At 69.9% G+C, this 14,423-nt stretch carries 14 protein-coding genes; 2 read left to right on the forward strand and 12 right to left on the reverse strand.

Features of this window, described 5'->3' with window-relative positions; all coding sequences use genetic code 11:
- The first annotated feature begins 11 nt into the window (after positions 1 to 11).
- On the forward strand, positions 12 to 932 hold the full coding sequence (locus VGJ14_08980) for a 5'-3' exonuclease (protein ID HEY2832545.1): 921 nt from the start codon (positions 12 to 14) through the stop codon (positions 930 to 932).
- Here VGJ14_08980 and VGJ14_08985 read toward each other — a convergent pair.
- From VGJ14_08985 to VGJ14_09010, 6 genes are all read right to left on the reverse strand, one after another.
- Complete coding sequence (locus VGJ14_08985; GenBank protein ID HEY2832546.1) at positions 929 to 3,634, reverse strand: DEAD/DEAH box helicase; 2,706 nt, start codon at positions 3,632 to 3,634, stop codon at positions 929 to 931. The genes VGJ14_08980 and VGJ14_08985 overlap by 4 nt on opposite strands.
- 21 nt (positions 3,635 to 3,655) lie before the next feature.
- Positions 3,656 to 4,456, reverse strand: a complete 801-nt coding sequence (tatC, locus tag VGJ14_08990) for a twin-arginine translocase subunit TatC (protein ID HEY2832547.1) — start codon at positions 4,454 to 4,456, stop codon at positions 3,656 to 3,658.
- Between the two features lie 16 nt (positions 4,457 to 4,472).
- On the reverse strand, positions 4,473 to 4,694 hold the full coding sequence (locus VGJ14_08995; protein ID HEY2832548.1) for a Sec-independent protein translocase subunit TatA: 222 nt from the start codon (positions 4,692 to 4,694) through the stop codon (positions 4,473 to 4,475).
- Between the two features lie 299 nt (positions 4,695 to 4,993).
- Positions 4,994 to 5,242 carry a hypothetical protein gene (locus VGJ14_09000; protein HEY2832549.1) on the reverse strand — a complete coding sequence of 83 codons (249 nt, stop codon included), beginning with the start codon at positions 5,240 to 5,242 and terminating at the stop codon, positions 4,994 to 4,996.
- A 7-nt stretch (positions 5,243 to 5,249) separates the two neighbouring features.
- Positions 5,250 to 6,212 carry a WYL domain-containing protein gene (locus VGJ14_09005; GenBank protein ID HEY2832550.1) on the reverse strand — a complete coding sequence of 321 codons (963 nt, stop codon included), beginning with the start codon at positions 6,210 to 6,212 and terminating at the stop codon, positions 5,250 to 5,252.
- Positions 6,209 to 7,174: a WYL domain-containing protein gene (locus VGJ14_09010; GenBank protein HEY2832551.1), complete on the reverse strand. Its 966-nt coding sequence runs from the start codon at positions 7,172 to 7,174 to the stop codon at positions 6,209 to 6,211. Before VGJ14_09010 ends, VGJ14_09005 begins: the two co-directional genes overlap by 4 nt.
- Positions 7,175 to 7,269: 95 nt before the next feature.
- Here VGJ14_09010 and VGJ14_09015 point away from each other — a divergent pair, with 95 nt between their 5' ends.
- Complete coding sequence (locus VGJ14_09015; protein HEY2832552.1) at positions 7,270 to 8,337, forward strand: DUF3866 family protein; 1,068 nt, start codon at positions 7,270 to 7,272, stop codon at positions 8,335 to 8,337.
- Here VGJ14_09015 and VGJ14_09020 read toward each other — a convergent pair.
- The 6 genes from VGJ14_09020 to dop all read right to left on the reverse strand — a co-directional run.
- Complete coding sequence (locus VGJ14_09020) at positions 8,326 to 9,357, reverse strand: FKBP-type peptidyl-prolyl cis-trans isomerase (GenBank protein HEY2832553.1); 1,032 nt, start codon at positions 9,355 to 9,357, stop codon at positions 8,326 to 8,328. The genes VGJ14_09015 and VGJ14_09020 overlap by 12 nt on opposite strands.
- 51 nt (positions 9,358 to 9,408) lie before the next feature.
- A complete protein-coding gene (pafA, locus tag VGJ14_09025) occupies positions 9,409 to 10,770 on the reverse strand; it encodes a Pup--protein ligase (GenBank protein ID HEY2832554.1) in 1,362 nt (453 codons plus the stop codon).
- A gap of 213 nt (positions 10,771 to 10,983) precedes the next feature.
- Positions 10,984 to 11,823, reverse strand: coding sequence for a proteasome subunit alpha (prcA, locus tag VGJ14_09030; GenBank protein HEY2832555.1), 840 nt, complete (start codon positions 11,821 to 11,823; stop codon positions 10,984 to 10,986).
- Between the two features lie 58 nt (positions 11,824 to 11,881).
- Positions 11,882 to 12,721, reverse strand: coding sequence for a proteasome subunit beta (gene prcB / locus VGJ14_09035; GenBank protein HEY2832556.1), 840 nt, complete (start codon positions 12,719 to 12,721; stop codon positions 11,882 to 11,884).
- Positions 12,722 to 12,827: 106 nt separating this feature from the next.
- Positions 12,828 to 13,037, reverse strand: a complete 210-nt coding sequence (locus tag VGJ14_09040) for a ubiquitin-like protein Pup (GenBank protein ID HEY2832557.1) — start codon at positions 13,035 to 13,037, stop codon at positions 12,828 to 12,830.
- A gap of 113 nt (positions 13,038 to 13,150) precedes the next feature.
- The coding region (gene dop / locus VGJ14_09045; protein HEY2832558.1) for a depupylase/deamidase Dop at positions 13,151 to 14,423 on the reverse strand (1,273 nt) is incomplete at its 5' end.

Genomic DNA, 14,423 nt, shown 5'->3' on the forward strand with positions numbered 1-14,423 from the left:
AAGCTGCGGGTGTGCCGGAACTGATGCTGCTCGATGCCCCGTCGTTGTACTTCCGGGCGTTCTTCGGGGTGCCCGACTCGGTGCGCGCTCCGGACGGTACTCCGGTGAACGCGGTGCGGGGGCTGCTGGACTTCATCGCGACGTTGGTCCGGCTGCGTCGACCCACCCACCTGGTGGCCTGTCTGGACGCTGACTGGCGCCCGGCGTTCCGGGTCGAGGCGATCCCGTCGTACAAGACGCACCGGGTGGCCGACGCGGTTGTCAACGCCGAAGAGGTACCGGACGCGCTCGAGGTGCAGGTGCCGATCATGCTCGACGTGCTGGACGCCCTCGGCCTGGTGCACCTGGGCATGGCGGGCTACGAGGCCGACGACGTGATCGGCACGTTGGCCTGCACCGCGGATTGCCCGGTGGACGTGGTCACCGGGGACCGCGACCTGTTTCAGTTGGTGGACGACGATCGTCGGGTACGGGTGCTTTACATCGCCCGCGGGGTCAGCAAGTTGGAGATCGTCGACGAGGCCGCGGTGACCAAGAAGTACGCGATCCCCGGCCGCAGTTACGCCGCGTTCGCCACGTTGCGTGGTGATCCCAGCGATGGGCTGCCCGGCGTGCCCGGTGTCGGGGACAAGACCGCCGCGGCGTTGATCACCGCCCACGGGGATGTGGCGGGGGTGCTGTCCGCCGCCGCTGACCCGGGGTCAGGCATCGCGCCGGGGTTGCGCGGAAAGCTGTTGGGCGCCTCGGACTACCTGGCGGTGGCCCCGACGGTGGTGGGGGTGGTCCGGGATCTGCCGGTGCCTGAGCTGGATGCCCGGCTGCCGGCCACTCCTCGCGATCCGGAGGCGCTGCTCGCGCTCTCCGATCGCTGGGGGCTGGCCGGGCCATTGAACCGGGTGTTGCTCGTCCTGTCCGAGTTGGCCGCGGGCTAACCCCCGCTGACCGAGGAGTAAGCCACCACGCCGCGTCGAACAGCGGCGATAGCCGCCTGCGCGATGGCCGCGGTCTCCTGCTCCGCGGCCGCGGCGATTTGCCCGAGCAGATCGATCAACTGCTTGCACCAGCGGACGAAGTCCCCGGCCGACAGGTCCGCGTCCCGCAGCACCGCGTCCAACGCGCGCCCGTTCGCCCAGCGGTAGGCCACGCTGACGAAACCGAGATCCGGCTCGCGGAGGAACGAGACCCGGTGATCTTTCTCCACCCGGTCCAACTCGCCCCACAGCCGGGTCATCTCGGTCAACGCCTCGCGCACCCGACCCTCGGGCAACCGCGGTGGTCCGTCGTCGTCAGCCCGCCGCGACTCATAAACCAGCATCGAGACGCACCCCGCCAACTCCGCCGGCGTCAGGTCCTGCCACACCCGGCGCCGCAGGCATTCCGCGGTGAGCAGGTCCAACTCGGTCCACAGCCGGGACAACCGCCGGCCCTGATCGGTCACCCGGTCGCCGTCCAGGTAGCCGCGCGCGTCGAGCACGGCACAGACCCGGTCGAAGGTGCGCGCGATGGTGCCGGTGCGGTTCTGCACCTGGACGCGTAACTTCTCGGTGTCCCGGCACAGTTGTTGGCGGCCGTGCGCGCGCCGGGCGTGCTCCTCCCGGTCCGGGCAGGAGTGGCACGGGTGCGCGCGCAGCTCACGACGCAGCCGGCTCACCTCCGGGTCATCGCCCCCCGCCGGAGCCTTGCGCGGCCGGCTGGAATCGGCGCGAAACCCTTTGTGCTGCAGGGTGCTTGCCAGATCCCGGCGGGCCTGTGGGGAGCGCGGGTTGAACGAACCGGCGATGCGCACCCGCCCCAGGGGCTCCACCGGTCCGGCGAAGTCCGCCTCGGACAACCGTCGGTACTGCCGGTCCGCGGTGACCACAGTGGGCCGCGGACCCTCATCGGCCGGACCCGGATCGAGCACCACGGCGATGCCGGCAAACCGGCCCCGCGGCACCACGATGACGTCGCCGCGGCGCAGCTTGTCCAGCGACGAGGCGATGCGCGCCCGGCCGTCCCGGGAGCGTTGTCGGGCCAGTTCGTTCTCCCGTTCGGACAACGCGGCGCGCAGCGCGAAGTATTCGCTGAAGTCCCCGCGATCGCAGGCATCGGCGGCGATCTGACGGGCCAACAGGTCGTCCTGTTTGCGGATCTGTGCGGCCAACCCGACCACCGAACGGTCTGCCTGGAACTGGGCGAACGACGTCTCCAACAGGGCCCGCGCCCGGTCCCGGCCGAGCTGACCGACCAGGTTCACCGCCATGTTGTAGGACGGACGGAAGCTCGAGCGCAGCGGGAACGTGCGCGCCGAGGCCAGACCGGCCACCGTGCGCGGGTCCAGCCCCGGCTGCCAGAGCACCACCGCGTGGCCCTCGACGTCGATTCCCCGCCGTCCGGCCCGGCCGGTGAGTTGGGTGAACTCCCCGGGCGTGATGTCCGCGTGCGTCTCCCCGTTGAACTTGACCAACTTCTCCAGCACCACCGCCCGGGCCGGCATGTTGATGCCCAGCGCCAGGGTCTCGGTGGCGAAGACCGCCTTGACCAGACCGCGTACGAACAGGTCCTCTACCACCTCGCGGAAAGCGGGCAGCATTCCGGCGTGGTGGGCAGCGATCCCCCGCTCCAGGCCCTCCAACCAACCGCGATAGCCGAGCACCGCGAGATCGCTTTCCGGGATGCTCGCCGCCGTGATCTCGGCAAGTCGGCGGACGGCGTCGCGTTCGTCGTCGGTGTTCAGCCGCAGGCCCGCGCGCAGGCACTGTTCGACGGCGGCATCGCAGCCGGCCCGGCTGAAGATGAAGGTGATGGCGGGCAACAGCGCGGCTCGGTCCAGGCGCAGGACCACCTCGGCCCGGCTGGGCACCATGCCGCGGGGGCGGGGTGGGCCGGGGCGACGACCGCGCCGACCTGACGGGCCATCATCAAAGGAGTGGCGGGCCAACCGCACCAGTTCCGGGTTGAGTTGCTGCTGAGCGTCGTCGACAAACAGGTCGACGATCTGGTCCCGCACCATCACGTGTTGCCACAGCGGCACCGGCCGGTGCTCGGAGACGATGACCTCGGTACTGCCCCGCACCGTTTGCAGCCAATCGCCGAACTCCTCGGCGTTGGACACCGTGGCGGACAGCGAGACCAGGGTGACCGACTCGGGTAGGTGGATGATCACCTCCTCCCAGGCCGCGCCGCGGAACGGGTCGGCCAGGTAATGCACCTCGTCCATGACCACGAACCCCAGCCCGCGCAATGTGGCCGAGCCCGCGTAGAGCATGTTGCGCAGCACCTCGGTGGTCATCACCACCACCGGCGCCTCGCCGTTGATGGTGTTGTCCCCGGTGAGCAGCCCGACGGCGTCCCGGCCGTGCCGGGCCGTCAGGTCGGCGTACTTCTGGTTGGACAGCGCCTTGATCGGCGTGGTGTAGAAGCACTTGCGGCCGGCGGCCAGGGCCAGGCTCACCGCGAACTCGCCGACCACCGTCTTGCCCGCGCCGGTGGGCGCGGCCACCAGCACGCCGGAGCCGGCCTCCAGCGCGCGGCAGGCGTGGACCTGAAACTCGTCGAGCCCGAACGGGTAATCCTCCGCGAAACGGTGCAGCGCGGTGCGTTCGGAGACGGCGCGCAGGCGCGCGGCGGCGTACCGCTCAGCCGGGGAGGACATGGACCTCAGCCTTGCAGACGGTTAGAGCTGGGCTGCGGCTCGTGCGCGTCGGCGATCGATGAAGGTGGTGATGACGATCGCACACCCGTACAGGAAGACCATGGGCGTGGCCATCACGGTCATCGTGCCGGGGTCGCCGGTGGGCGTGGCCACCGCCGCGAACACGAAGATGCCGAACGTCATGCCGCGCCACCAGGAGCGCACGCGGCGGGCGCTGACCAGCCCGGCCAGGTTGGCCATGACGATGACCAGCGGCAGCTCGAAGGACATGCCGAACACGAACAGCATGCGCAGCACGAAGTTGAGGTAATCGTCCAGCGGGATCTGGTTGTGCACGTCGGTCGGGGACAGCCCGAGCAGCACGCGCACGGCGGTGGGCAGAATCAGGTAGGACAGCCACGCCCCGAAGGCGAACAGCGGCACGCCGGCCCCGACGATCCCGTACGCCCAGCGCTTCTCGTGCCGGTGCAGACCCGGCGCCAGGAACGCCCAGAACTGGTAGAGCCAAACCGGGGAGGCGAACGCGATGCCGGCGAACAGCGCGACCTTCATCTGCAGGGAGAACGGGCCCACCACACCGGTGACGACCAGCGCCCCACAGCGGCCGGTGGAGACACCCTTCACACCCGGTTGACAGACCGGGTCGATCATCGCGTGCACGATGTGGTCGTAGAAGTACCAACCGGCTACCGCGCCGATGATGATGGCGATCAGCGAGCGGACCAGCCGCCGCCGCAATTCCCGCAGATGCTCCATCAGCGGCATGCGGTTGGCATCGGAGGCCGACCCGCGCGGCGCCCGATTTCCGATGCCCGCGCTCATTGCAGCAGCAGCAATATCAGCTGTCGGTGCGGTTGTCCGGAGGCTCGACCACGCCGCTCACCTGGCGCGGTTGCGGCGCCGCAGCGTTGCCGTCGTCGTCATTGCTGCTGATCGACTTCTTGAAGATGTGCAGCGACTCGCCGAGGGACTTGGCCATGTCTGGCATCCGCTTTGCGCCGAACAGCAGCATCACGACAAGTGCGAGAAGAATGATCTCGCCGGTTCCGAGCCTGCCCATTTCCTATGCCTCTCGTCGGTGGTGTCAGATTACAGCCGAATGACCCGTTAAGGGACATCTCAGAGTTATTGGACGGCGAAGATCGCTAACGGCCGGTAGCCGCACGCCCGGTCAGTGCCGGGTACGGGACAGGTCTCCGGCCGCCTGATGCAACGCCGTACTGGCGTCACGGAGCTCGCCGGATACACGCCGAACCTCGCGGTTGAGTACTCGCACATGCCCGAATAATCTGACCGCAGGTATCGCAACCACGAGCAGCCCGGCGACACCGACCAACACCCAGAGCGCGATCCACACGCCTAGACGGTAGCCGACGGAGGCCGACCCCGGGCGCCCGCACCGACCAGGGCCCGTACCGCCGGAACGCCCCGGGCCACCAGTTCCTCGACCACGTCCGCAGTCACCGGCCGGCGCACCCGCAACGAGCAGTCCGGGCAGCCGAACACGTAGTAGGAGCCCTTCGGCGGCGCGCTCACCACGATGCGCACATCGGCGGCGTTGACCCGCACGTGCCCGCACGCCGGGCAGGTGACCTTTAGTTGGGTCATCTCGGCCTCACAGACCCTCACCGTACGCGGCCAGGGCCGCACTGGCCTGTAACCGCACCGTGTCCGCGAGTTCCGGCGGGTCGAGCAGCGCCGCGTCGGCACCCAACCGCAGCGCCAACCGCACCACCCAGGCCGGGTCTGCCGTGCGCAAGCGCACCACGGTGCCGCCGTCGGGCTGCTCCTCGAGCGCCTCACACGGGTAGTACTCGCTGACCCAACGGGCCCGCGGGGTGAGTCGGAAGGTGGCCACGGTGTCGTCCGCGCCGGGACGGAACAGCCCCGCGTCCAGGTCCCGGCCGGCTTTCGCCGGCGGGGTGGCCGGGGTGTCCAACACCTGGAGCGCCAGGACCCGGTCCAGGCGGAAGAGCCGGACGTCCTCCGCCCGGTGGCACCAGCCCTCCAGGTAGGTGTGCCCGTCCACCAGGGCCAGACGCATCGGGTCCACATCTCGCTCGGTGGACTCGTCTCGCCACGGCACCCAGTAGCGCAGGTGCAGACGCTTGGCCTGCGCCAGTGCGGTCCGGGCGCCGGCCAGCACGTCGGCCGCGGGCACCTCCGGCGGCGCCACCCCGACCCGGTCGTCGGCGTCGGAGGCGGTGGACCCGGCCACCTCCTGCAGCTTGGCGATGGCCTTCTCCAACGCCTCGGACTCCCCCGCGCCGGGCAGGCCGGACAGCAGGCGCAGCCCGACCAGCAGCGCGGCCACCTCGTCGATGCCCAACCGCAGCGGGCGGTCGATGGCGTCCGCGTTGCCGAGGAACACCCGGCCGTCCTCCCACTCCGCCTCGATGAGGTCGTCGGGCAAATGGCCGGGCAGGCCGCAGACGAACAACAGCTCCAGGTCCTTGATCAGCTGCGCCTCGCTGACCCCGGCAGCGGCCGCCGCCTCCTCCAGCGCGATGCCCTGCCGGTTGAGCAGGTAGGGCACCAGCGCAAGCAGTCGGCTGAGTCGGTCCGCAGCCCCGCTCACGACGTGGCTCCGGCCAGCACGCGCAACCGCTCGATCACCGCGCTGCGCAGCTCCTCCGGGGCGAGCACCACGACGGCGTCGCCGTGCGCGACCAGATCGCCGGCCATCCGGTCGATGTCCCAGTAGCCGAGCTCGAGGTGATCCCAGCCGGGCTCGGCCGGTCGCGCTGCGGACGCGGTGCGGCGCAGTCCCAACCCGGCACCCTCACGCACCTGCACCGCAGCGGTGCTGCGCGGCTCCGGCGGGATCATGCGCGCCAACTGGTCACGGATGTCGGTGCCGGGCGGCACCACCACCGCGCCCGGCTGACCCTCGCCGTGCACGTCGCCGGTGATCCGACCGACCCGGAATACCCGGGGGGCGTTGCGGTCGGAGTCGAAACCCACCAGGTACCAGGCCCCGTTCCGGGTGAGCAGGCCCCAGGGCTCCACCCGACGGGTGGCCACCGTGACGTCCTGCCCGGCCCGGTAGTCGAAGCGCACGACGCGTCGCTCGCGCACCGCGGCCCACAGCGCGGCGAACGCGGGCTCACCGGCGCTCAGCCGCGGCTCGAGGCCCAGCAACCCGGAGGAGTCCGGGTCAGCTCCGGCCGCCTTGAGCTTCAGCAGCGCGGTGCCCGCCGCGGTGGACAGCGAGGCCTGCTGCCAGGCCCGCGCGGCCAGACCCAGCACCGCCAACTCATCCGGTGCGAACGACACGTCGGGTAGCGCGTAGGCCTCCCGGTCGATCCGGTAGCCGAGCTCGTCCCCGTGCAGCCGGTCCAGTGTCCCGGTATCCAGTGGGATGCCGAGCTCACGCAGCTCTTCCTTGTCCCGCTCGAACATCCGCTCAAATGCCTCGTCGGTCGCGCACTCGACGTAGCCGGGCACCGCCCGTCGAATCTGATCCTTCGTCAGATAGCGTCGGGTGGCGAGCAGACAGATGGTGAGATTGAGCAGCCGTTCGGTACGTCTCGCGGACACCGCCCCACCTCCCGGCCCGACCATACCTACTGACCGCTGGGAACAATCGCCGGCGGGCCGCAGTGTCGGGTCGGCACACGGGTAGCGTTCGCCGGGTGATCCGCTGGCGGCGCGGGGTGGTCAGCGCCGTGCAGGCGCAGTGGCCGGGGGCCATCGAGCTCACCGTGGACACCGACGCCGGCCCGCTGCCGGCACTGGCCTATCCAGCCCTGGTGGGCACCCCGACGGTGGGTGACGTGGTGCTGCTCAACGTCAACGCGCTGCTGCACGGCCTGGGCACCGGCGGGTTGGCCATCGTGGTGGCGTTGCCCGAACGGCTGCCACCCGACGCGGCGCCGGAGGGACACCTGGTGAAGGCCCGTTACACCCCGTTGCAAGTGATGGTCGCCGGTGCCGACGAACCCGGCGGGACGCACCATCACCTGCTGGCCGAGGCCGATGACCTGGCCGGCATGCCGGTGGTGGTGGCCGATCTGCACTCCGCCCTGCCGGCGGTCAGTGCGGCGATCGAGGCCGATCGACCCGGCACCCGGGTGGTGCACGTGAGCACCGACGGTGGGGCGCTGCCGGTGTGGTTCTCCCGCTCCGTGGCCGGGCTGCGGGAGGCGGGCCGGCTGGTGGCCACGGTCAGCACCGGGCAGTGTTTCGGTGGCGATCTGGAGGCGGTGACCGTGCACTCCGGGTTGTTGGCCGCGAGTTTGGTCGCCGGGGCGCAGATTGCGGTGGTCACCCAGGGACCCGGCAACCTGGGCACGGAGTCCCGGTGGGGGTTCTCCGGGGTGGCCGCGGGCGAGGCGGTCAACGCCGCCGCGGCGCTCGGTGGTCGGCCGGTCGGCGCCCTGCGCGTGTCGGCCGCTGATCCACGGGAGCGGCACCGCGGCGTCTCGCACCACAGCCTGACGGCCTACGGCCGGGTGGCGTTGGCCGCGGCGGACATCGCGGTGCCCGCCCTACCCGGCCAGTTCGGGCAGCGGGTGCGAACCCAGTGCGCCGCGCTGTCCGGTCGGCACCGCTTGGTGGACGTGGAGCTGTCCGGGTTGGACGCGGCGCTGCGCGCCTCACCTGTGCCGCTGTCCAGCATGGGCCGGGGGCTGGATGACGACCCCGACTACTTCCTGGCCGCCGCCGCGGCCGGGCGACACGCGGCCGCGCTACTTGGCTGAGGCGGCCAGCACCCCGGTGCGGTAAGCGCCGAGGATGTCGATGACGAAGACCAGGGTGTCCTTCGCCGTGATGCCCGCCCGGGTGTTGCCGGCGGCGCCGTAGCCCAACGCCGGTGGAACCACCACCAGCAGCCGGCTGCCCACGGCCCGGCCGACCAAGGCCTGGATCAGACCTCTGACCGCTCCGCCGACCGGCGTGCCGTTGAGGGTGCCCGGCGGCGCCATCCGAATGGCCACCGGAGTGGCCCCGTCCGGGCGGGTCCAGGTCGAGTCGAACGGTTTGCCGGTGCCCCAGATCAGCCCGGTGTACTGCACCGCGAGCCACTGGGCGTCCTTCACCTTCGGCCCCTTGCCCGCCACCAGCAATTGCTGGACCAGCGAGGTCGGCGCCTTGCCCTTGGGCACGCTGACCGTCGGGTTGGTGGTGCCGGACACGGTGGGCAGCGACGCGTCCTTCGTGACCGTCTGTACGGCCCCCACCGGCCCCCGGTCGCGGGGGAAGGCGCCGAGCACGTCGATCACGAACATCAGGGTGTCGTTGGGCAGGATGTTGGTGCCGGCCGGGGGCTTGAGCCCGAATGCATCCTTCGACGCGGCGATCAGCAGCACCCGGGAGCCGACCTGCACGCCGGGCAGTTTCGCGGTCCAGGCGGGAATCACCTTGTTCAGCGGCTGCACGAACAAATCACCGTTGGCGAAGGTGTCCTGGAACGGTTGCAGGCCCTTCCCGACGTTCTCCCAAACCTGACCCTTGAGATCGGCGACGACAATGTCGGCCGCGGTGAGCGCGGGCCCGCTGCCCTGGTGCAGGACCTTGAGCATCGTTTCCGCGGGCGGGGAGGTACTCGCGGTGATCGTGGGGTCCACACCGAGGTCATTGCTGGACACCGTCGGGAAGGCGAACGGGGCATCGGTGTTGCGCAGGTCCTGCGGGACGCCCGTCGCCTGCGGCTTGGCATGACCGCCGCACCCGCTCAGCACCAGGCCCAGGCTCAACAGCAGCGCGGCGGCACGTCGCATGGACACCCTCACCTCGACAGGATTGCTGCTGGAGTCTAGGCGCGCGCGGGCTCACATCGAGGCGATGAGCTTCTCCACGCGCTCGTCGGTGTGCCGGAACGGGTCCTTGCACAACACGGTGCGCTGCGCCTGATCGTTCAACTTCAGGTGCACCCAGTCCACGGTGAAGTCGCGGCGCCGCTCCTGGGCCCGGCGGATGAACTCCCCACGCAACCGCGCCCGGGTCGTCTGCGGCGGCACCGATTTGGCCTCGAAGATGGCCAGGTCGCGAGCCACGCGCTCCACAGCGCCCTTCTTCTCCAATAGGTAGTACAGGCCGCGGTGCCGGTTGATGTCGTGGTAGGCCAGGTCCAGTTGCGCCACCCGCGGGGCGGACAGCGCCAGGTCGTGCTTGGCGCGGTAGCTCTCGATCAGCCGGTACTTGATGACCCAGTCGATCTCCCGCTCCACCGGCCCCAGGTCCTCCGCACCCACCGCCAGCAAGGTGCGCTCCCACAGGTCCAGCACCCGCTTGACCACGCCGTCGTCCAGCGCCCGGCGCGCGGCGAAGTCCCGCGCCTTGGACAGGTACTCCTCCTGGATCTCCAGCGCGTTCGCCTCCCGACCGTTGGCCAGGCGCACCTTGCGGCGGCCGGTCATGTCGTGGGAGATCTCGCGGATGGCCCGGATCGGGTTCTCCAGGGTGAGATCACGCATCACCACGCCTGACTCGATCATCCGCAGCACCAGGTCGGTGGAGCCCACCTTGAGCATCGTGGTGGTCTCGGACATGTTCGAGTCACCGACGATGACGTGCAGTCGGCGATAGCGTTCGGCGTCGGCGTGCGGCTCGTCGCGGGTGTTGATGATCGGCCGGGACCGGGTGGTCGCCGAGGAGACGCCCTCCCAGATGTGCTCGGCCCGCTGGCTCACGCAGTACACCGCGCCACGCGGGGTCTGCAGCACCTTGCCGGCACCGCAGATGATCTGACGGGTGACCAGGAACGGAATCAGCACGTCGGCCAGTCGGGAGAACTCACCGTGCCGGGCAACCAGGTAGTTCTCGTGGCAGCCGTAGGAGTTGCCGGCCGAGTCGGTGTTGTTCTTGAACAGGTAGACGTCGCCGGCGATGCCCTCCTCGCGTAGTCGCCGCTCGGCGTCCACCAGCAGGCCTTCGAGGATGCGCTCGCCCGCCTTGTCGTGGGTGACCAGGTCGATGACGTTGTCGCACTCGGGCGTGGCGTACTCAGGATGTGAGCCGACGTCGAGGTACAGCCGGGCGCCATTGCGCAGAAAGACGTTGCTGCTACGGCCCCAGGAGACAACCCGACGGAACAGGTAACGCGCCACCTCATCGGGCGACAACCGCCGCTGCCCGCGAAAGGTGCACGTTACGCCGTACTCGTTCTCCAACCCGAAGATGCGGCGATCCATGCTCGTCACATTACGCCCGCCGCCCTCAGCACACGTCGCGAACCGCAATGGCGAGCGCCGCTTTCCGCCAGAGCGCAGGTCGCAGGCGACGCAGAGAGCGAGGAACGAGCGACCGGAGGAGCCTAAGACCGTAGCGGCGGCGGTGGCGGCGCGAGCGGGACGCGGGCGGAGCCCGCAAATGTCACAGCGGGACGCGGGCGGAGCCCGCAAATGTCACAGCGCAGGGCCCTCTGCGCCGCCGGTCTCGGTGCTACCCGGTTTGGGCGGCTCCGGGCCGACCGGCGGGCGGGCATTCTCGTCGGCCTCCGCCGCGGCCGGTGCCGCGGGCGGGGGCGGGGGCGGCGGGGCGGCGCCCAGGATCTGCTCGAGCCGGGCTCGGGTCAACCGGCGGAACTTGCGCTTGGGCCGCGAACGGTCCAGCACGGCCGCCTCGAGCTGGTTGGCCGCGATGGCCCGCGGGCCATCCGCGTTGGGTGGCTGACCGCCCTGACCCAGCGCCCGCACGGCCAGCATGATCGCTGCGTCCAGGCCCTGCCCGGCGACGTAGTTCTGTTCCAGGAAGGCCCCGATCGGCTCGGTCTGACCGCCCATCACCATGTAGCCGTGCTCGTCGGCCACTGAGCCGTCGTAGGTCAACCGATAGATCTGGTCATCCTCAGCCGTGGCGCCGACCTCGGCCACCGCCAACTCCACCTCGAAGGGCTTCTCGCCGGCCGAGGAGAAGATCGTGCCGAGGGTCTGGGCGTAGGCGTTGGCCAGGCCGCGGGCGGTCACGTCGCGCCGGTCGTAGGAGTAGCCGCGCAGGTCCGCGATGCGCACACCCATGATCCGTAGGTTCTCGAACTCGTTGTATCGGCCCACGGCGGCGAAGGCGATCTGGTCGTAGATCTCGCTGATCTTGTGCAGCGCGGGCGACCAGTTCTCCGCGACCAGCAGGATGCCCGCTTCGTACTGCAGGACGACGGCGGACCGACCCCGGCCGATGCCCTTGCGGGCATAGTCCGCCTTGTCCTTCATGATCTGCTCGGGCGAGATGTAGAACGGGGTGGTCACCGCGGCGCCTTACCTCTCATTTGTGGGCCTGTCAGCATGCGGAGGAACTGACTGTGAGTCAGCTCGTGGCGTGCGGGCCGTCGGGAGCGGACAACCGACCCTCGACCACGCTGCGCACGACCGCACCGATCTCCTCGTCGGGCAGCCGGTGCGCGCCATCAGTAGTGATCGTGAAGACCACCGGCCAAATGGCCCGGCTGAGGTCCGGCCCCCCGGTGGCCGAGTCGTCATCGGCGGCATCGTAGAGCGCCTGCACCAGCACCCGGATCACCTCGTCGGCGGTCATGCCCGGCCGGTGCAGCTTCTTCAGCGCCCCGCGGGCGAAGATCGAACCCGAGCCGACCGAGTGGTAGTTGGACTCCTCGTAGCGGCCGCCGGTGACGTCATAGCTGAAGATGCGGCCCTCACCGGTCTCGGTGTCGTACCCGACGAACAGTGGGACCACCGCGAGGCCTTGCATCGCCAGGCCCAGGTTGCTGCGGATCATCGTGGACAGCCGGTTGGCCTTGCCATCCAGCGACAGGGTGGTGCCCTCGATCTTCTCGTAGTGCTCCAGCTCGACCTGGAACAGTCGCTGCATCTCCAGACCGATGCCCGCCGTGCCCGCGATGCTCACGCAGCTGTACTCGTCCGCGGCGAAGACCTTCTCGATGTCGCGCTGGGCGATGATGTTGCCCATCGTCGCGCGCCGGTCGCCGGCGATCACCACGCCGCCGGGGAAGGTGGCCGCCACGATCGTGGTGGCGTGCGGTGCCTCGACGCGGGCGCCCGGCGGGATCGCCCGCCGGTGCGGCAGGAGTTCCGGGGCGTACGAGGTCAGGAAGTCGGTGAACGACGAGGTGCCCTGACTCAGGAAGGCGGCCGGGACGCGTCCGGAGTTGTCGGGGATGGTGGTCACGCAGGTCCCTTCGAAGGCGTTAGCTCGTGGGGACCGACCCTATCCAGACAGGAACGCACCGTCCCCGCGGGGAACGGTGCGTTCGCTGAGCGCTGATCCGCTCCGGCTACTGGCCGCCCTTCTGAACGAACGAGCGGACGAACTCCTCGGCGTTCTCCTCGAGCACCTCGTCGATCTCGTCGAGGATCGAGTCGACGTCGTCGGAGAGCTTCTCGTGCCGTTCTGCTACATCGGTGCTCGACTGCGCCTCGGTCGCTTCTTCGGTCGAGTCGGATTTACGGGCCTGCTGCTGGCCGCCGGTGTCCTTGGTCGCCACCGGGCCTCCTTCGATTCTGCGACGCGCACGAGCGCACCGATCGTACGGCCAATTTTACCGGCGACTTGCTCGCCGCGGTGTCCGAATCGCCCGAACCGCCCGGCCGGGCCTGATCAGCCGCCCGCGAGCGTGCGCAACAGGTCCTCCGCGGTCGCGCAGCGATCCAGCAGGTCACCGACGTGCTTGCGGGTCCCGCGCAGCGGCTCCAGGGTCGGTACCCGCTGCAGCGAGTCCCGACCGGGCAGGTCGAAGATGACCGAGTCCCAGGACGCCGCGGCGATCTCGTCGGGGTACTGATCCAGGCAGCGACCACGGAAGTAGGCCCGGGTGTCCTCCGGCGGGTTGGTCATCGCCCAGGTCACCTTGGCCTCCGCGGCGATGCGTTCCATGCGGTCGCGGGCGGCCAGCCGGTTGTACAGGCCCTTCTCCGGCCGCACGTCGGAGTACTGCAGGTCGACCAAGTGCAACCGCGGCGCGTCCCAGTCCAGGCCGTCGCGCTCGCGGTAACCGTTGAGCAACTCCAGCTTCGCCACCCAGTCCAGCTCGCGGGACAGGCTCATCGGGTCGGTGGCCAACCGGGTCAGCACCGACTCCCAACGGTTGAGCACGTCCTGGGTGACATCGTCCGCGTCGGCCCCGTAGCGGTCCTCGACGTACTTACGGGCCTGCTCGCAGTACTCCATCTGCAACTGCACGCCGGTGAGCTTGCGGCCGGACTGCAGGGTGATCAGATGCTTGAGCGAGGAATCGTGGGAGACCTGATGCAACGTCTGCACCGGTGCCTGCACGGACAGGTCCGAGGACAGGAAGCGGTCCTCGATCATGGACAGCACCAGCGACGTGGTGCCCAGCTTTAGGTAGGTGGAGACCTCGGCAAGGTTCGCGTCGCCGATGATCACGTGCAGCCGGCGATACTTCTCCGGGTCGGCGTGCGGCTCGTCGCGGGTGTTAATGATCGGCCGCTTGAGCGTCGTCTCCAGGCCGACCTCGACCTCGAAGAAGTCGGCCCGCTGGCTGATCTGATATCCCTCGTTCCTGCCGTCGGCGCCCAGTCCGACCCGCCCGGCCCCGCACACGACCTGCCGGGAGACGAAGAACGGGGTCAGGTTCCGCACGATGTCCGCGAACGGCGTGGACCGGCGCATCAGGTAGTTCTCGTGGCAGCCGTAGGAGGCGCCCTTGTTGTCGGTGTTGTTCTTGTACAGCTGGATCGGCGCGGCCCCCGGCACGGTGGCGGCCTTGGTGGCCGCCTCGGCCATCACCCGCTCCCCCGCCTTGTCCCAGATCACCGCCGCCCGCGGGTTGGTGCACTCGGGCGTGGAGTACTCGGGATGCGCGTGGTCGACGTAGAGCCTGGCCCCGTTGGTGAGGATGACGTTGGCCAGC

It is taken from the genome of Sporichthyaceae bacterium, assembly GCA_036493475.1.
Classification (GTDB): Bacteria; Actinomycetota; Actinomycetes; order Sporichthyales; family Sporichthyaceae; genus DASQPJ01.

Excerpts from the sequence above, each read along its gene's own strand:
- VGJ14_08985 (HEY2832546.1), bottom strand. The coding sequence starts at position 3,634 with ATGTCCTCCCCGGCTGAGCGGTACGCCGCCGCGCGCCTGCGCGCCGTC.
- tatC (HEY2832547.1), bottom strand. The coding sequence starts at position 4,456 with ATGAGCGCGGGCATCGGAAATCGGGCGCCGCGCGGGTCGGCCTCCGAT.
- VGJ14_08995 (HEY2832548.1), bottom strand. The coding sequence starts at position 4,694 with ATGGGCAGGCTCGGAACCGGCGAGATCATTCTTCTCGCACTTGTCGTG.
- VGJ14_09000 (HEY2832549.1), bottom strand. The coding sequence starts at position 5,242 with ATGACCCAACTAAAGGTCACCTGCCCGGCGTGCGGGCACGTGCGGGTC.
- VGJ14_09020 (HEY2832553.1), bottom strand. The coding sequence starts at position 9,357 with ATGCGACGTGCCGCCGCGCTGCTGTTGAGCCTGGGCCTGGTGCTGAGC.
- pafA (HEY2832554.1), bottom strand. The coding sequence starts at position 10,770 with ATGGATCGCCGCATCTTCGGGTTGGAGAACGAGTACGGCGTAACGTGC.